Annotated in this window: 14 protein-coding genes; 11 read left to right on the forward strand and 3 right to left on the reverse strand. The window is 55.5% G+C overall.

The annotated features are described in order from the left end of the window. Positions 1 to 14 precede the first annotated feature (14 nt). The 3 genes from WC359_10825 (at position 15) to WC359_10835 (ending at position 3,707) form a co-directional block, all read left to right on the forward strand. Entirely contained in the window at positions 15 to 1,181 is a 1,167-nt protein-coding gene (locus WC359_10825; protein ID MFA5400925.1) for a DegT/DnrJ/EryC1/StrS family aminotransferase, read from the forward strand. 14 nt (positions 1,182 to 1,195) lie between these two features. Then, the gene (locus WC359_10830; protein MFA5400926.1) at positions 1,196 to 1,783 is read left to right on the forward strand and encodes a sugar transferase; all 588 of its coding nucleotides are present in this window, start codon (positions 1,196 to 1,198) and stop codon (positions 1,781 to 1,783) included. Positions 1,784 to 1,859: 76 nt separating this feature from the next. Next, a complete protein-coding gene (locus WC359_10835; GenBank protein MFA5400927.1) occupies positions 1,860 to 3,707 on the forward strand; it encodes a nucleoside-diphosphate sugar epimerase/dehydratase in 1,848 nt (615 codons plus the stop codon). A gap of 1 nt (position 3,708) precedes the next feature. Here the strand turns inward: WC359_10835 and WC359_10840 are convergent, their stop codons facing one another. Continuing rightward, on the reverse strand, positions 3,709 to 4,518 hold the full coding sequence (locus WC359_10840) for an undecaprenyl-diphosphate phosphatase (GenBank protein MFA5400928.1): 810 nt from the start codon (positions 4,516 to 4,518) through the stop codon (positions 3,709 to 3,711). Positions 4,519 to 4,615: 97 nt separating this feature from the next. Here WC359_10840 and WC359_10845 point away from each other — a divergent pair, with 97 nt between their 5' ends. Beyond that, positions 4,616 to 5,731: a Wzz/FepE/Etk N-terminal domain-containing protein gene (locus WC359_10845; protein MFA5400929.1), complete on the forward strand. Its 1,116-nt coding sequence runs from the start codon at positions 4,616 to 4,618 to the stop codon at positions 5,729 to 5,731. A 34-nt stretch (positions 5,732 to 5,765) separates the two neighbouring features. On the opposite strand, the gene WC359_10850 is transcribed toward WC359_10845, so the two are convergent. Continuing rightward, positions 5,766 to 8,069, reverse strand: a complete 2,304-nt coding sequence (locus WC359_10850) for an oligosaccharyl transferase, archaeosortase A system-associated (GenBank protein MFA5400930.1) — start codon at positions 8,067 to 8,069, stop codon at positions 5,766 to 5,768. 202 nt (positions 8,070 to 8,271) lie between these two features. On the opposite strand from WC359_10850, the gene WC359_10855 reads away from it, so the two are divergent. The 3 genes from WC359_10855 (at position 8,272) to WC359_10865 (ending at position 12,064) form a co-directional block, all read left to right on the forward strand. Further along, on the forward strand, positions 8,272 to 9,345 hold the full coding sequence (locus WC359_10855; GenBank protein ID MFA5400931.1) for a hypothetical protein: 1,074 nt from the start codon (positions 8,272 to 8,274) through the stop codon (positions 9,343 to 9,345). A 420-nt stretch (positions 9,346 to 9,765) separates the two neighbouring features. Beyond that, complete coding sequence (locus WC359_10860; protein ID MFA5400932.1) at positions 9,766 to 11,397, forward strand: CTP synthase; 1,632 nt, start codon at positions 9,766 to 9,768, stop codon at positions 11,395 to 11,397. A 97-nt stretch (positions 11,398 to 11,494) separates the two neighbouring features. Continuing rightward, positions 11,495 to 12,064, forward strand: coding sequence for a hypothetical protein (locus WC359_10865; protein MFA5400933.1), 570 nt, complete (start codon positions 11,495 to 11,497; stop codon positions 12,062 to 12,064). A gap of 65 nt (positions 12,065 to 12,129) precedes the next feature. Here the strand turns inward: WC359_10865 and WC359_10870 are convergent, their stop codons facing one another. Next, positions 12,130 to 12,996, reverse strand: coding sequence for an IS1595 family transposase (locus WC359_10870; protein ID MFA5400934.1), 867 nt, complete (start codon positions 12,994 to 12,996; stop codon positions 12,130 to 12,132). Between the two features lie 88 nt (positions 12,997 to 13,084). On the opposite strand from WC359_10870, the gene fsa reads away from it, so the two are divergent. The 4 genes from fsa to WC359_10890 all read left to right on the forward strand — a co-directional run bounded on the left by fsa (position 13,085) and on the right by WC359_10890 (position 18,416). Continuing rightward, positions 13,085 to 13,750: a fructose-6-phosphate aldolase gene (gene fsa, locus WC359_10875; GenBank protein MFA5400935.1), complete on the forward strand. Its 666-nt coding sequence runs from the start codon at positions 13,085 to 13,087 to the stop codon at positions 13,748 to 13,750. Between the two features lie 103 nt (positions 13,751 to 13,853). Next, positions 13,854 to 15,134 carry a transcription termination factor Rho gene (gene rho, locus WC359_10880; GenBank protein ID MFA5400936.1) on the forward strand — a complete coding sequence of 427 codons (1,281 nt, stop codon included), beginning with the start codon at positions 13,854 to 13,856 and terminating at the stop codon, positions 15,132 to 15,134. A 191-nt stretch (positions 15,135 to 15,325) separates the two neighbouring features. Next, entirely contained in the window at positions 15,326 to 17,125 is a 1,800-nt protein-coding gene (locus tag WC359_10885; protein MFA5400937.1) for an IPT/TIG domain-containing protein, read from the forward strand. Between the two features lie 109 nt (positions 17,126 to 17,234). After that, a complete protein-coding gene (locus WC359_10890) occupies positions 17,235 to 18,416 on the forward strand; it encodes a tubulin/FtsZ family protein (GenBank protein MFA5400938.1) in 1,182 nt (393 codons plus the stop codon). The last annotated feature ends 43 nt before the right edge of the window (positions 18,417 to 18,459 follow it).

Here is an 18,459-nt window from a genome sequence, read left to right on the forward strand (position 1 = left end):
AGGAGCGGCAGAAAGTGAAAACAAGAAAAACGTTTTTGCCGTATCACCTTCCCTCCATCGGCAAGGACGAGATAACCGAGGTGGTCGATACCCTTAAATCGGGCTGGATTACCACCGGGGAAAAGACACACCGGTTCGAAAACGATTTTGCCCGCTACACAAGATCAAAATATGCAGTTGCCCTTAATTCCTGCACCGCCGCCATGCACCTGGCGCTTGTTGCAGCCGGTGTGGGGGAAGGCGATGAGGTCATAACGACTCCCTATACTTTTGCTGCCACCGCCGCCGTGGCTATCTGGCTTAAAGCCAGGCCCGTATTTGTAGACATCGACAGACGATCTTTTAATATCAATTGCGAGCTCATCGAAGCGGCTATAACAAAAAAAACCAGGGCCATAATGCCCGTGCACATCGGCGGCCATCCCTGCGATATGGACATTATCAAGAGGATATCGGGTCAACATAATTTAACGGTCATCGAAGACGCCGCCCACGCGCTGGCTTCAAAATACAAAGGCAAACCGATAGGCTCGATCGGGGACATGACGGCTTTCAGCTTCTATGCCACCAAGAACATTACCACCGGAGAAGGCGGCATGCTCACCACCGATAATGAGGAGTTCGCCTCAAGGGTGCGCAAACTCAGCCTGCACGGCCTGAGCAAGGACGCCTGGAAACGTTACGGGGCCTCGGGCTCCTGGTATTATGAGATCGAAGAGCCCGGCTTTAAAGACAACCTTTCGGACATCATGGCCTCGCTGGGCATTCACCAGCTGAAGCGCCTGAATGAGTTTCAGTCGATCAGGCGCAAATACGCCGATATCTACAACCGGGAATTCAACGGGATGGATTTCATCGACGTTCCATATGTTGACCGGGATATCGAGCACAGCCGGCACCTGTACATAGTCCAGTTACGACTGGAAGGGCTCTCCGTAGACAGGGCCGGGTTCATTGAGGCCTTGAGACAGATGAATATCGGAACCAGCGTGCACTTTATCCCTCTGCATATGCACCCGTATTACGCCCGGGCTTTCGGCTACAAGCCCGATGATTTCCCCAATGCCAGATATGTGTACGAGAGGGCCGTCTCGCTGCCGCTGTATCCGGCTATGACCGAAGAAGATATCAATGATGTCGTAAGATCGGTCAAATATATAGCGAATAAATATGCACGGTAGTTATATCGACCATTATGCTGAAGCGCGCACTCGATATTATAGTATCGCTGATGGGGCTGATCCTGCTGTCTCCATTTTTCCTGGTGGTTGCGCTGCTGATCAGGCTCGACTCCCCGGGGCCCGCAATATTCTCGCAGACAAGGGTTGGAAGGAACGGCAAACCGTTTCCCCTGTATAAATTCCGCAGCATGATACAGGACGCGGACATGCTGAGAAAACCCCTGTCCAAGGTGGAATTATCCGCAGTAAGCTTTCAACAAAAAGACGATCCGCGTATAACCAGGTTGGGCCGGTTCCTCCGGCGGGGTTTCGATGAACTACCGGGTTTGCTCAATGTATTGAGAGGAGATATGAGTTTAGTGGGGCCACGTCCCGAGGTTCCGGATGTAGTAAACCTGTATTCTGAAAGAGAAAAGATCAGGCTCAAAGTCAAACCTGGAATAACAGGCCTGGCCATTATCAAGGGCAGAGGCGACCTGACGGTCCAGGAAACGCTCGACTGGGATATCTATTACGTTGAACACCGCTGCTTTACCATGGATTTAAAGATTCTTTTTGCCACCCTGTGGGTGGTGCTAGTCACAGGTAAAGGAGCGCGCTGAAATGTTATTACTTTTGAAATGAATTGGTCATGCGCATATAATGTGCCTCACTAAGGTTATAACCAGAATCATTTAAATGAAGTTTAAAATTGGATTAGGCCTTTATAACTATCTAAAGATACCACTGGACCTGCTGTTCTTCGCCGCGGCTTTCGCCGGCGCCTTCTTCCTGAGATACGATATACATATCCCGGCGCAACAATTGGAGATCCTCAAGTTCTGGCTGCTGCCTGTGATCGTCCTGAAGTTTGCAGTATTCTACCTGATGCGTATCTACCGCCGGCTATGGCGCTACGCCAGCGTAAAAGACTTCTTCTGGCTGGCTGTGGCCAACGTCGTCGCTTCAACCGTACTGGTCGTGTTGTTCTATTTCGTCTTCCGGCTGAATGTAGCGCGCGGCGTACTGGTGCTGGACGGCCTTCTAACGCTGGCGCTGACGACGGGTGTCAGGTTCGGCGTGCGGGGACTGCGCACACTCGGGTCGCGCTCCCTGTGGGCCAGCAGAACAAGGCCCATACTGATCGCAGGCGCAGGCGATACGGGCGCCGCCATCATACGCGAGATGCAGAGCCGTCCGGAGCTTGCCTTCCAGCCGGTGGGCATCATCGACGACGACGCATCCAAGAAGGGACTCCAGGTAAACGGCGTCCGCGTGCTGGGCACTCGGCGCGAGTTGAGCCGTATTATAGCTGATTACGGCATCGAGGAAGTGATCATCTGCATGCCCAACGTCTCGCGCGAGATCATACGCGACATCTTCTTCCAGTGCCAGGCGGCCGGCGTGAAGTGCCGCACGCTGCCCGGCATCTACCAGATAATCGACGGCACGGTGGGCGTGGAGCAGATCAGGGAAGTAGGAGTGCACGACATACTGGGACGAGAGCCGGTGCAGGTGGACCTGGACCAACTATCTGAATATATCAACGGACGGACGGTAATGGTCACCGGCGCCGGCGGCTCCATCGGCTCGGAGCTGTCCCGCCAGCTCAGCCGCATGAAACCCGCCTCGCTGGTGCTGCTGGACCAGGACGAGGAAGGCCTATATACGATCGAGCAGGAGCTGGCCGGCCGCAGGCTCCCATTCAAACCGGCGGCGGTGATAGCCGACGTCACCAACCACGACAGGATAGCGGCCATCTTTACTCAATACAGGCCTGCCATCATATTTCATTCGGCGGCATATAAACACGTGCCGCTGATGGAGGCCAACCTTTTAGAAGCGGTGGAGAACAATATATTCGGCACTAAAATACTCTGCGAACTGGCCGTGCAAAACGAAGCCGAGCGCTTCATCTTCATCTCCACCGACAAGGCGGTGGAGCCGGTCAGCATGATGGGGCTCTCCAAGGCCATCTGCGAGAAGGTGGTCCAGTCCTACGCTGATAACGCTGTCACGCGCTTCATGTCGGTGCGCTTCGGCAACGTGCTGGAATCCAGCGGCAGCGTGGTGCCCATCTTCCGTAAACAAATAGCGCGGGGAGGACCGGTGACCGTGACCCACCCCGATATGATTCGCTTCTTCATGACCATACCCGAGGCGGTGCAACTGGTGATACAGGCCGGTGCGCTGGGGGAGAAGGGTGAGATCTTTGTGCTGGATATGGGTGAGCAGGTATCCATCGTGGAGCTGGCCAGGAACATGATACGGCTCTCAGGGCTCGAGCCGGAAAAGGATATACCCATCGAGTTCATCGGCGCCAGGCCGGGCGAGAAGCTGTACGAGAAGCTGACGTGGGACAACGAGGACAGACTGCGTACAAAGCACGCCAAGATATTCATGGTGCGCAACGCCGGGCCTGATAAGGCCGCACTGCAGAGCGACCTGGAGGGACTGAAAAAGGCGGTGGAAGCATGCAACCATGGGCTGGCCAAAGACTGCCTGCGCAACATGGCGGCGCAACACCTGAACTTCAAGGTCGGTTGACCTACATTCCCAGCAGCAGCGGCACAAGGCTGAGCAGGCCCAGCGCTATGCAGAATATCCAGAAGGGCAGGACCAGGGCCACCTTCATCAGCGCCTTGATAGTCAGGAAGCCGAAGAACGCAGCCGAAACCAGCCCGGCAATGGAAGCCTCGTTGACCGATACCCCCTGTATCAGCCCCAATCCGACTTCGGCAACCAGTATAATGGGTATGCTCATCAGGAAACACAGCCTGAGCGACTGCCTGCCGCTGTAGCGCAATAACAGCAGCGCGGACACGCTCATGCCGCTGCGGCTGAAGCCGGGAAAGGCCGCCAGCGCCTGCGCCAGGCCCACCCACAGGGCATCGATGATGCGCAGCGGCTTATCCACGTCGCCCGCCGATTTTATGGCGAACCTCTGCACGAGGCCGGTGATGATGAGAAAAAGGCCGATCAGGGCGGTCAACAGGGCGCCGCCCAGCTGCAGGTTGTCGAGACTGAACAGTATCAGCGGCCCGCCCACGGCGCCCGTTACTATAGTGCCGATGATGAGGAATGTTATCAGCCTGCCCTGCTGTGTGGCGGCGGGACGGCGTATGTCGCGGATATATGCGGGCAGGTATTTGATTATCTCCCACAGCTCGCGGCGGAAATAGAAGACGGCGGCCAGCAGGGTACCCAGGTGCAGCCAGATTGCCAGAAAAAAGGCCTCTTTGAACTGCATGCCGAAGGCGTTGATCAGTATCAGTGTAACGATGCCCTTGCTGCTGACGGGCAGCCACTCGGCAATGCCCTGGACCGCGCCCAGTATCAGGCCCTGTAATATCGTCATTGAGCTTTATGCAGAGACCCTGTGGGGTATGCTAAAATACGAATCATATTATGACACACAGCAAGCCGGGCGTGAAACCACTCAGGGGGTACCGCAGATGGAAGATGAGATAGACCTGGCGCAATATGTAAAAACAATATTCAAGCACTGGAAGCTGGTAGTGGGCATCACCCTTGCGGCCGTGGTCACGGCAGGTATCGTCAGCTTCGCCGCGCCACCAACATACGAGGCCACCGTGCTGCTGCAATCCTACGAAGCAACACCCAACCGCATGAGCGAGCTGGCCCAATCCAGCGAGACCGCCAGATTCATGGTCGGGGAGCTTACCGACAGGCTCACACCGGACGAAAGCAACCTGGCCGCCGTGAAGAACATATTTAAAATTGAAACGTCCGGCACACTCATCACCTGCACGGCGCGCAGCGCAGAGGCGCAAAGGTCCGCCACACTGGCCAACGCCTGGGCCACCGCCTTCACCAAATATGCCGCCCAGGTCTCACTGAATTCAATGCTCCCGGCATCGGACCTGCAGACTCAAATCGAGTCCGCTTACGCCGTTTTCCAGGAAACTCAGGCCTCCTACGAATCCTTTAACCGCACCAGCCACGTCGAAAAGATCAGCAACCAGATAGCTTCCGCCCGCCTTCAATACCAGGCATTGACACTGCAGGAAAGCCTGAATGCCAACTACGGCTCATCCGGCACCGACCAGGCCACCAGCCTGGCCTATCTGCTGATCAAGCTGAGATCATACACCGTCATACCTGAGGGTACACAGATATCGGCCGGCGCCGCTCCGCCGGTCAGTAAGGCGGACGTAGATAATCTCGTCCGCGAACTGGAGGACAGGTCGGGCATACACGGTAAAACGGCCGGCGATATGTTCAACGAAATCAACACTTTGTCCTCTAAACTGGAGCGGGAAAACCAGCGCAGCAGGGAGCTGATCAACTCCAGGGACGCCGCCTGGAACGCCTACCTCACAGCCTTGAAGAACTCTCAGGAGATCAGTATGATGCGCAGCGCCATGATCAGTCCTGTAAGGGTGCTATATAACGCCATGCCGCCGCAGTACCCCGTTCCTACCAACCGCCTGTTTAACATCGGTATCGCCCTGGTGCTGGGCCTGATACTGGGCGTGATCGCCGCATTCGTGGCCGAGTACATCGAGAAGAGAAGGCCCGCCAGGCCGGCAGCAAAGCCCGAATCCTGAATCTTACTCTGAATCTGAATCTAAATCTAAATTCTCAATCTTTCTTTATCTCGAAGATCTTGATGGCCGGCAGTTGCGCCGGTGAGCCGACGCCGGCTGTCTCCTCTGACTGATAGACGGGGTGGTAGGCCGTGAGCGCTTCCAGCGGCACGGGGCTGACCAGCGGGTCCGTTCCAATTATGCGGTAATCGCCCTGTACCTGCCCTTTGATAAAGGCCTCCGCCTCCGTGTAGCTGCGGAGTTTTTTTAGCTCCGTTATCTCCTTGAACTTCTGCCCGTCGGGCAACTGCCGCTCCTGCCAGGCCATCACCAGGGTGGAGGCAGGCGTGACAGCTTTTCCGTCGAAATTATAGAGGCGGACCACCATGGTGCGGTAGTAATCGGGATAGAAGACCAGCAGCGGAACGTATTTACCTTCTTTCTGCTGCCAGCAAAGCTCGTAGTAATCGCTCTCCTGCCTGCCGCTTAAGCCGGCCAACGCATAGAACTTGTCGTTGGGGCTGGCTATGCGGTTATCGGCGATAACATAGCGTGCTCGCCAGCCCTTCACCAGCTTGGACGATGCCCCGACGTCCTGCGAGGCGAAATACCTGGTTGCGCGGCCTTTGGTGCCGCCGGGATTGGCCATGGGCACGCGCCGCCCGGCGCGCGTCAGCCAGTACCCGTAATCACTCCATATTATTACGCTGTAGAATGTATCAGGATAGACATAGGGTTTGCCGGCCGATGGCTCGTTGTATAAAGCATAGTAATAGTCCGCGCTGCCGAAGGGCTCGGGCGAATTGGCCCTCAACCAGTCCAGCGCCTCCATCCAGGCCTCCTGTGGCGCATGGGAGGGATTACCCGCCTGCGCGGCGGCGATAGAGGCCCCGGGCACGAGCATGGCCAATAGAACCACGACAGTAACTATCGACAGCGCCAGCCGGCTGGTGTTTGTGCTCCTTTCAGTCTCAGCCTTCCGCTTTTTCCTGGTGTGCTTCGCAACCACCGCCTGACTGCGGCCGGCATAAACGGCCTCGATGATTACGCCGGCCAGGTACCCGGTCAGCACTGCCAGGCAGACGGATAGATAGGCCGACAATCGCGTCAGGCCGAATGCGGCCAGCATCATAACAATGCTCCATACGGCGGTGAAGATCAGCTCGGGAATTCCCCGGCGCACGGCGCGGTAGAGCAATACGGCCAATCCAGCCAGCCCCAGGTAAAGAGCCAGGCCGAACTGCGCCCAGGCTGACTCAAATGAAAAGACGCCGCCGGGCAGGAAAAGGGACTTCATCTCGCTCTCCGTGACCTGGGTGAATTTCCACGAAAATACGCTGCCGGTATTTCTCGCCACCTGCTTGAGAAAATCAGGAAAGACCAGCCAGGCGCCCAGCACCCCCAGGCCCAGCATCAGCGCGACCGCCACGGCATAGCAAACCGGCTTTACACCACGCGCGGACATGACAAAGGAGAGGACGTTCAAAACGATGGGCGTGAGGATAACGGCGCCCAGAGCCAGCAGCGTAGCCTTATCGCGCAAGACGGGCACATAGATCAGCAGGGCGATCAGAAAACAGGTTATAGCGACCTTGCTCAGGTAGTCGGTGGGGAAGCCGCGCAAATGGTCGCTGACGAACTGTATAACGAAAAAGACGAATACCATTAATAAGAACATGAGCGACCCGCGCCAGGAGATGAGATAGAGTCCCATGAAAATGCCGGCGATAAAGCTGTAGGGTATGTGGCGGCTGAGCGGTGGAAAGCGGCCTTCCTTCAACGACCGGTAGCTGAACTGCCGGCTGTGCTGGAGCGCCAGCACGAAGAAAAGAACGAAGAAAGTGGTAAAGAACACCTCGGTTATATGGTGGTCGGTAAAGCCCAGCATCGAGCGGTTGAGGAACTCGCCCGGCAGGATTGCCGACGCCGCGGCCGCCACCAGCCCGGCCCAGCGGCCGGCCAGCGCGCGGGCAATGAAATAAATAGGGATAACCGTCAGCACGCCCAGGACGGCCGGCACGTATACGGCGATGGTGTCCACCGCCTGCTGGGCGGGCGCGGCGCCACCCAGCAGCCTGACTATGCCGGCTATCATGAAGGCGAAAAAGCGGATATCGCCCGGATATCCGCCGCCCGGGTAAATGGAATACGGGTCGAAGCTGATCAGATGAGGGAAGTTGTGAACGAGGTTGTCCACCAGGCGCATGTAGAAATAGGCGTCGATGCCGGTCAGCTTGATCCAGGGCCCGTCAAAGACCGCGCCGAAGGGGAGAATAACGCGATAATAGAAGGCCACAGCCATGATGAGAACCAGCGATGCTATGGTGCAAAGTGTCAGATAGCCTCTGGTCTTTTCCATATTAATACCGCTTAGATGATAACCAAACGGCAGGCGAGTTTCAATTTACGTGATTGCGAGTATACTTTCACTCTTTAAGAGGCGCCTATGATAAAGCGAGTAAAATGGCTGAAATATTGTACATCCAGGCAATTTCTTTTTTATACTTATTGAAGAGTCTTCTCACATGTGATATTCTTCATGAAATTCAGAGGGTATTTCTTTGATTGAGCCTGATTATAGCAGATGGGATTGCCCCATTCACTCATACCCATCTCTGGAGGCCTTTTTTGATCACAGGCAGATAGAGAACGGGATTCACTCTATTTCGATCAATGGGCACCTCCTTGATTTTTTTTTCAAGGGGAAACCATGTGAAAATTTAATGGTTGTTTTTGGCGGTGCTGCTCGCAGGAGTGATGGAGCCCCTCCGTTTTTTTCAGGAATACGGTTATTTGATCATGTCAATTGCTCGCTTATGGCCATTAACGATCCAAGTCTTTATCTGGACCGCCAAATAAACCTCGCCTGGTATACTGGCTCAAGGGTACTACCCCTGCAATCAATCCTTCCTGCCGTGATTGACAGGGTGACCTTGTTGCGTGCTTCCCGCACTATAATGACAGGTGGCTCTGGCGGCGGGTTTGCCAGTCTTTACTATTCGACCAGGACCTCTCAGCCAGCTACAGTTGTCGCTTATAATCCACAAACCAATATCTGCAATTACTACCGCCCAGAACTTGAACGTTTTGCCAGGGTATGTTTCGGATGGACCAAAGGAAGTATCCAGTCCGCTATCGGTGATATAACTTATGACCTATGCAGACACTATATGCAAGAGAAGGCACCGACTATTCTCCTTCAAAACTCGGCTGACTATCCAAGTATCATGATACATACTATTCCGTTTCTCAAAGCCTGGGGGCTTGATTGGACGGGAAAGGACCTCGCAACTGATAATCTCTATCTACATGTTGGCTATTGGGGAAGTGGTCACATGGCGCCACCAAGGGAAACCATAGCGCATGTCATCAATCAGTTGTGTCGGACAAACGCAGTGTCTATTGTGGGCGACTTAACTCAACAATTCTCGCAAAGTATCCCATTTGTCGTTGATTTAGCTCAGCCATTCTTGCGCCAATTCGCATTTGCGGTTGGGCCGGCTCAACGTTACTCAAACCGTAGCCAATTTGTGGTTAGTTTGGCCAGAATTGCCATCAGTATGGCTCGTTCAGCAAGATCGACGGTCCAAGGTTTCATCAATCAGCATCGCTGCCGACGTAGTGCCACCTTTTAACGTTGGGAAAATGTATATCTGCGATATTCTCCTCTGCGATCGCCCCTTATGACCTGATTTGCCCAATCAACTTAAATTGCCACTTTGTTGGCTACGCGGTTGTTAAAACGGTTTCATAAAGAAACTCTAAGGTCGGGAAGATATGTCCATCTTTCTCGGTTCACAGCTGAAGTGGATTGATGAAAATTTTACCTCCGGCATTACTATTTCGTAGTGTATTCAAATTTCCCATATTTTTAAACATTGGTAAATCATCAGGGGATTTACAGGGAGACTTGACATACCGAAATACGTGTATCTATAATGACTACAGGGTTTAAAAAAACCCTGCTTTTCCGGCAAGCTCAAATCTCCCGCAGACACAGAATCCATGATTAGTTATGCAATCGCAGACATATATAATCGCATCCTTGTATAGCTATGGCTAAATATATTTTTGTTACAGGCGGCGTGGTTTCCTCGGTAGGAAAGGGCATCGCTACGGCTTCCATCGGCCGTATCCTGAAAAGCCGCGACGTCTCCGTCTCGGTGCAGAAGCTCGACCCTTACCTCAACGTGGACCCCGGCACCATGTCGCCCTACCAGCACGGCGAGGTCTTCGTCACCACCGACGGCGCAGAGACCGACCTGGACCTGGGTCACTACGAACGCTTCATCGACACCAACCTCACGGCGGCCTCCAACGTGACCTCCGGCCAGATCTACTCCTCGGTCATCGCCGGCGAAAGGCGCGGAGACTACCTGGGCGGCACGATCCAGGTCATACCCCACGTCACCAACGAGATCAAACGGCGCATACGCGAGGTGGCGCAGATATCCAAGGCGCAGGTGATCATCGTCGAGGTGGGCGGTACGGTGGGCGATATCGAGAGCCAGCCCTTCCTGGAGGCCATCCGCCAGATGCGCAACGAGGTAGGCCGCGACAACGCCCTTTATATTCACGTCACCTACCTGCCCTTCATCGCCACTACCAAGGAGCTCAAGACCAAGCCCACGCAGCACAGCGTGAACGAGCTGCGCCGCATCGGCATCCAGCCCGACGTCATTCTCTGCCGCTCGGACTACCCCATCTCGCAGGGGCTGCGCGACAAGATTTCGCTCTTCTGCGACGTGGACAAGGAGGCCGTCATTCCCATGGTCACGGCCGAGACCATCTACGAGGTCCCGCTGATCATGGAAGAGTTCGGAATGAGCAATTTCATCATCAGCCGCCTCAGGCTCAACGCCACCAGGGCCGACCTGGCGGAGTGGCGCCAGATGGTGACACGCATGAAGGAGCCCAGGGAGAGCATCAACATCGCACTGGTGGGCAAGTACGTCGAGCTGGAGGACGCCTACTACTCGGTGCGCGAATCGCTCTGCCACGCAGCGCTCTACCAGAACCGCACGGTCAACATCATCTGGGTGCAGTCCGAGGACCTGGAGAAGGGGCTGCACCAGGACGTGCTGGGATCGGTGCACGGCATCATCGTGCCGGGCGGCTTCGGCAATCGCGGCATCGAGGGCATGATAACCAGCGCTTCGTACGCGCGGCATAACAATGTACCTTACCTGGGGCTGTGCCTGGGCATGCAGGTCATGGTGATCGAGTTCGGACGCTACGCGCTGGGCAACAAACGGGCCAACTCCACCGAGTTCGACAGCGGCACGCCCTATCCGGTGATCGACCTGCTGCCGGAGCAGCGCAAGATCAACGACATGGGAGGCACTATGCGGCTGGGCTCCTATCCCTGCACTCTGGTGGAAGGCACACTGGCCGCCCGGGCCTACGCGGAGCAGCTCGTTTACGAGCGCCACCGCCATCGCTACGAGTTCAACAACGATTACCGCGACCTTTTCGAGAAGAAAGGCCTGGTATTAAGCGGGCTCTCGCCCGATAAAAGGCTGGTGGAGATAACAGAGGTCAAGAACCACCCATGGATGGTGGCCTGCCAGTTCCACCCCGAGTTCCGCTCGCGCCCCAACCGCCCCCACCCGCTGTTTGTGAGTTTCATCGGCGCCGCCAGGGAGACCCTCGTCGAGGGCGACCAGGTCACCCTGCCCATAAAATGATGCGGCAGGGCGGCGCTTCCATAATAATAAAAGGCAACTATACCCTCACACCACGTAGGTACTTATTTGATAGCCTATTATATAATGGAAGTATATTATGTGGCCACATAAAACAATTCATCGCCTTAATAACGTTATCCTTAAATTTTACAATAGGGCATACTCAAAATGTGCAACAATGGTTATTAATATGTCATCTTCAGTTAAACGAGCAGTTGCGTCATTATTTAGACAGGTTAAAATGTTGTTTGATTCTATCAAAGCAAATCCTATATCAATTTGGGTATGGAATATCATTTGGATATCGTGCGTTAGTATCGCCACTGGTTGGGCAATATCGAGTATACTGCCCCACTATACTTTATTGGTTCGAGGACTTGCAATTAAATTGGGGAATGCCAAGATGGATGGCAGCAATATGACAGATGATTTAATTGCAGAGAATACTTTTGCAGTGTTCGCAGTTGTCACGGCAGTAGTTTTCATTATCTTAGTAGTAGTTGTTGTTTCCAATTGGATAAATAGAACTAATCGTAAATATATACGAGATAATAAAATGCAAGAGGTTCGAGAACAAGTAACAACTATAGAAAAAAGAGTTTCTAATATTGAAAGAAAGATAGTGCAAGGGAATGATAACAATGAATCAGAAACAAAAACAGAATAAAAATGCCATTACACGAGATGAATTCCATGCCTTGGTTAAGAAGGCTTCGCAGCCTGTGGGCAAGTCTACCGAATATGATTCAGGACACTCACAAACATCGGCTGAAGGTCGTTCCGATGGTTGTAACGAAACTCGTACTCATTTAGATAAGACTGGAGATATTTAGGGCTGACCGCATGATAAACACCGCTTATTCCACGCTTTACAAGGCTCCAAAAGCCTTCAATGGTGTTTGTATGGGCATCCCCAACAACGTACTCGCCAGCCCCATGATTGCAGCGTTTGTGAGTAAAGCCATTGGCTTCAACAGTATCGTAGACAGGGTATTCGTCCGTGTAAACGATAGTCCTTTTGGCAACATTCTTATTGATAAGAGGCATGACCGTAGAACGTTTGGTATCCGCAACGATATTAGTTGTGATCTTGCCTTTCCTTTGAGCAATGCCGATCACAGCGGTCTTTCCCTCTGCCCCACGTCCACGTTTGCCATGACGTTTGCCGCCGATATAAGTCTCGTCAACTTCAACCTCTTTCGTGAGCATACCCTCGCTCTCGTCAAGAAGTTTGCGGATTTGCTTAAACATACGCCACGCCGTTTTGTAAGTAACGCCAGTTCTGCGTTGAAGTTCTTTAGCCGAATGTCCACTACGAGTGGTAGCCATCCAGAACATAGCCTCAAACCATGTCTTAAATGGGGTACTGGACTTGTGGAAGATAGTTCCAGCAGTCGGGTAAATCTCATGTCCGCAAAAGTCACATTTGTAGCAAGGTCGTTTGGTTATCTTGTGATGCTTGGTAACTCGCTTGCAAATAGGACATTCAATACCGTTTGGAAAACGATAGCTCTTAAGCCATTCCAAGCAGGCATCATCGGTCGGAAACTCTCTCTCAAAGTGTTTCATCGTGTATTCGATTTGCTTTTGTTTTCTCATTTCTTTACCCTCTCACACGTAGTATACCATAATAATTACGTGGTGTCAAGGGATAATCGCCTAATAAAATCAATACAGGGAGAATTACATGCGCCTCTTTCTTGATACGGCCAACCTGGAACACATCAGGCACGGCGCCAGGCTGGGCGCCGTGAGCGGCGTCACCACCAACCCCAGCCTGGTCTCGAAGGAAGGAAAGGTCAACTATAAAAAGCTGGTGCAGGAGATATGCTCGATCATTCCCGGCCCGGTCTCGACCGAGGTCATCAGCCAGGACGTAGCGGGCATGGTGGCCGAGGCGCGCGTGATCGCCACCTGGGCTAAAAACGTGGTGGTCAAGATACCGGCCGGCCCGGAGGGCACCGAGGCCACCGCCGCGCTGTCCAGAGAGGGCATAAAGGTCAACTACACGCTGTGCTTCTCGGTCAACCAGGCGCTGCTGGCTGCGCGGGCGGGCGCGGCCTATGTCAGCCCGTTCGTGGGCAGGCTGGACGACATCGGCGAGGACGGCATCTCGCTGATACGCGACATCGTCCTGATCTACCGCCAGTACCCTGAGATCAAAACCGAGGTCATCGCGGCCAGCATCCGCCATCCCCAGCACTGCCTGGCGGCAGCCAGGGCCGGGTCGCACATCGCCACCGTGCCCTACGCCGTGCTGATGCAGATGGCCAGGCACCCGCTGACCGACAGCGGCATCACCCGCTTCGCCGACGATTGGAAGAAGGTGATGGGAGATACGAAGAATATATAATTGAGATTGAGATTGAGATTGAGATTGAGATTGAGATTAAGCAGGGGCGGGTTTTCAAACCCGCCCGATAATGAAGGAAAAATCTTTTACCCGAGGTGTCATTATGATGAATTTACCGGACCTTGAAAACAAGCCGCTTGAGGAACTGATGGCCCTGGCCAAGGCACAGAACATCGAGAACTTCGATGTGCTCACCAAGGAGGAGTTGATCGCCAAACTCCAGCCCCTCTCCACACCACCCGAGCCCCAGGCCGGCTTCTATATGAGCCTGGGCGGCATACTGGAGATCATGGACGAAGGATACGGCTTCCTGAGACAGGAGACTCTGCTACCGGGCCCCAACGACGTTTACATCTCCAACTCGCAGATCAGGCGCTTCGGTCTGCGCAACGGCGACACGGTCAGCGGACAGGCGCGCCCGCCCAAGGAGGGCGAGAAATACTGCAGCCTGCTGCGCGTCGAGACGGTCAACGGCCTGGAATCCGACCAGTCCAAGGGTCGCCCCCACTTCGGCCAGCTCACGCCCATATTCCCGGACAATATATTCGACCTCGAAGGCAACCCCAAGAACCTCTCCGCAAGGCTGATCAACCTGGTGGCGCCCATCGGGCGCGGCCAGCGCGGACTGATCGTATCGCCCCCCAAGGCGGGCAAGACGCTGCTGCTCAAAAATATCGCCAACGCCATCTCCACCAACTACCCGGAGGTGCACCTGATGGTCTGCCTGATCGGCGAGCGACCCGAGGAGGTCACCGACATGAAGCGCTCGGTCAACGGAGAGGTGATCTCGGCTACGTTCGATGAGCCGGTGGAGAACCACACGCGCGTGGCTGAGCTTGCCCTGGAGAGGGCCAAGCGCCTGGCCGAGATCGGCAAGGACGTTGTCATTCTGCTGGACGGCATCACCCGCCTGACCCGCTCCTACAACCTGGCCATGCCCCCCAGCGGACGCACGCTCTCCGGCGGCATCGACTCCGTGGCCCTCTATCCGCCCAAGCGGTTCTTCGGCGCCGCCCGCAACATCGAGGAGGGCGGCAGCCTGACCATACTGGCCACATGCCTGGTGGATACCGGCAGCCGCATGGACGACCTCATCTACGAGGAGTTCAAGGGCACAGGCAATATGGAGGTGCACCTTGACCGCAGGATGGCCGAGAAGCGCATCTTCCCCGCCATCGACATCATGCGCAGCAGCACGCGCCGAGAGGAGCTGCTGCTGGGCGAGGCCACGCTGGCCAAGGTCTGGCTGCTGCGACGCATGGTCAGCATGCTCGCAGATGACTCCAACAGCCCCACCGACGCCTCGGAAAGGGTGATCGAACGGCTGAATAAATCGCAGACCAACCAGGAGTTCCTGGACAAGCTGACGTCGAAGGACGTGTAATGACGCATTCACGGGCCATTGCGAGGAACGGAGTGACGAAGCAATCTTGTGCATGACTGCGCTACACAGGATTGCCGCGCTTCGCTCGCAATGACGTGCTCCCGCTGATTAGATGTATAAATGCTGCCCCACGTTATTAATTGATTTATTTGTGTTATGATACACTCAAAAGCAATTCGGAGGATTAAGAGATGAAAGTAAAGGTGCTGGCGGCTTTACTTGCACTTTCCTTTTTAACAGCACTGATACTGCCGGCCGTTGCGCACGCGGAATCGCTGGTGCTGACCCCGACCTCCGGGACAGTCGGCTCGGAGGTTAATATACCCGCTTTCTGCCAGTACGGCGAGGGGGAGTACTTCCTCTACTGGGGAGATTCCAACCAGCTTATCCAGCAGGGCACCATGTCAAAGTCCAGCTGCCAGCCCCTGACCTTCAAGGTGCCCCAGTCGCCGCGCGGCAAACAGCTGGTCACGCTCAAGATGGGCAGTAAGACCTTCCAGAAAGAGTTCACGGTCAAGGGCACCATCTCCCTGGGCGTTAAAAAAGGCATGGTGGGCAGCGAGGTGGCCGTCCAGGGTGACGGCTTCGACGCCCGTGAAACAGGCATTAAAATAATCTTTAACAGCAACGAAGTCGCCTCCGGCATCGAGGCGAACGCCGGCGGGAGCTGGCTGTATACGCTCAAAATCCCCGCCAGCAGCAAGGGCAACCACTCTGTCTCGGCCAGCGGGGCCACCACACCCTCCACTGAGATCAAGGAGCAGATCTTCACGGTAACGCCGTCCTTCAGCATCAACCCCAACTCGGGCTGGGTAGGACGCGTGGTCACTGTTTCGGGCGCCGGCTTCGGCGGCGGCGAGACCAATATCGCCGTGATCTACGACGACCTGGTGGTCAAGACTAATATCTCAGCCGATCTCAACGGCGCGTGGCAGTCCTCTTTCTCCATCCCTGCGTCCTCCAAGGGCACGCACCAGGTGGACGCCAGGGGCGCAACCACCACCCTGGAGGATGTCCCCGACGCCGTATTTACGGTATCGCCCGGCATAAAGGTCGAACAGGCCAGCGGCAGGCTGGGCGACATCATCAATGTCGGGGACACGCTCTACGTAAACGGAGTCGGCTTCCAGGAGAATGAGACCAATATCAAGGTCACCTTCGACGACACGCAGGCTGTGGGCGGTATCACCACGGACGCGCACGGCTCATGGTCAACCCAGTTCACCGTGCCCCCCTCTACCAAAGGCGAGCATGTGGTCGACGCGTTCGGCGACGCCACCAGGGCCGATGATGTCTCGCAATATATTGTCGTCATTACACCCGAGCTGGCGATAAATCCGGTGAGCGGCTCGGTGGGCGAAAACACGCTGCTCACGGGCAGCGGGTTCGGCGCCAGCCAGGCACTGACCATAACCTACGACGCCAGGCAGGTGGAAAGCTCCGCCACAACGGACGGCAAGGGCAGCTTCAGTACCAGCTTCAAACCGCCTTCCAGCAGCGCGGGCAGCCACCTGGTGACTGTAAGCGACGCCACTCAGGCCGTGGCTTCCACAACCTTCACCATCGAATCCATCGCCCCGGCGGCCCCATCCCCGGTTTCGCCCGCGGCCGGCACCAAGATAGGACTCTTCGAAAACAAGCCCATAGACTTCAAATGGTCCGTCGTCGAGGACCCCAGCGGCGTCACCTATTCCTTCGAGATGAGCCAGAAGGCAGATTTCTCCGGCTCGGTGGTGCGCAAGGAAGGGCTGGCCGAACCTGAGTACATCATGCCCTCCAGCGAGAAGCCTCAGGCGGGGGATTACTTCTGGCGCGTGAAGGCGATCGACCTGGCCGGAAACGCCGGTGAATGGAGCCAGTCGCAATTCATCTCTTTCACCGGCTTCGACTTCTGGCCCATCGTGGGGATCATTGCCGGACTGGTCGTGGTGGGGCTGATCATATGGCGCGTCAGGGCCATCAGCAAGAAAGGCGGCTGGTCGTCATCCTAATTTAACAATCTTGACAAAATGACCATGCGGCTTTAATATGAGTTAAACCTAACAGTATTAATGCGTTCAGCTATATATAAAACTAAATAGTTAAGCGAGGTATTACACAATGAAATTAATGGTTATCGGGCTGGGGCAATGCGGCTCCCGTGTCGCCGACGAGTTTGCCCGCCTGGGCCAGAGGGCTCATGGTGAACGCGGTACAACCATCGTTACAGGGACCTTTGCCGTCAACACCGACCAGACCGACCTGACCGGTTTATCTCATATCGGCTCAGACTACATGCACAGAATTCTGATCGGCGGTCGCAAGACCTGGGGACACGGAGTAGGCAAGGTCAACGAGATGGGCGCCGAGCTGGCTCGCGAAGACGGCGACAAGGTTATCGACGCCGTACGCACATCTCCCCTCTTCTACCAGACACATGCTTTCCTGCTGATCGCCGGGACTGCCGGCGGCACCGGCTCGGGCGCGATCTCGATCATCGCACAAATGCTCAAGGAACGCTATATCGGCAAGCCGGTCTACGCCCTCTGCGTGCTGCCCTTCGAACACGAGGAAGTGGCCGAACTGCGCAGCGTATACAACACCGCCACCTGCCTTAAATCCATTCACTCCGTGGCGGACGGCGTATTCCTGGCGGACAACCAGCGCTACGTGCGCAAGGATGCCAGCCTGGCCATGAACCTGCAACGCATCAACCGCCAGATCGTGGAGCCTTTCTACGACCTGATGTGCGCCGGAGAGGTGACCAACGTGCGCCACGTGGGCGCCAAGACTATGGACGCCGGCGACATCATGCAGTCCATCGACGGCTGGACCGCCATCGGCTGCGGCAGCACGGACATCCCTCGCGGTTTCCGCTTCCCCTGGGAGCTCTCCAAGACCGGCTTCCGCGAGAAGAGCAGCGAGACCCTGCGCGCCATGCAGGCCATGGACGCCGCCGTCAGCGAGCTATCCATTGCGCTCAATCCGGAGGACGCCGGCCGCGCGCTCTACCTGCTGGCCGCCCCCACCAAGGAGATGAGCATGGATATCGCCAAAGGCCTGGGCGACTACCTGCGCGAGCTGGCCGAGAACGCCGTCATACGTGCCGGCGACTTCCCCAGGGACCGCGGATCGGTGAATGTCACCATCCTCTTCTCGCAGCTGGCATTCGTACAGAAGATACGCGACTACTACGACAGGGCCTCGGCCTTCGCCATGACCCAGAAGGACCGCCTGAAGGAAACCACGGGCCGCCTGCGCGACATGGAAGACGCCGCCAAAGGCCTGCCCAGCCTGATATAAACACTGTTTTTCAAAAGCAAAGAGGGGGCAGTTAAAACTGCCC

This window comes from Dehalococcoidia bacterium (genome assembly GCA_041653995.1).
Taxonomy (GTDB): Bacteria; Chloroflexota; Dehalococcoidia; order GIF9; family UBA5629; genus CAIMUM01.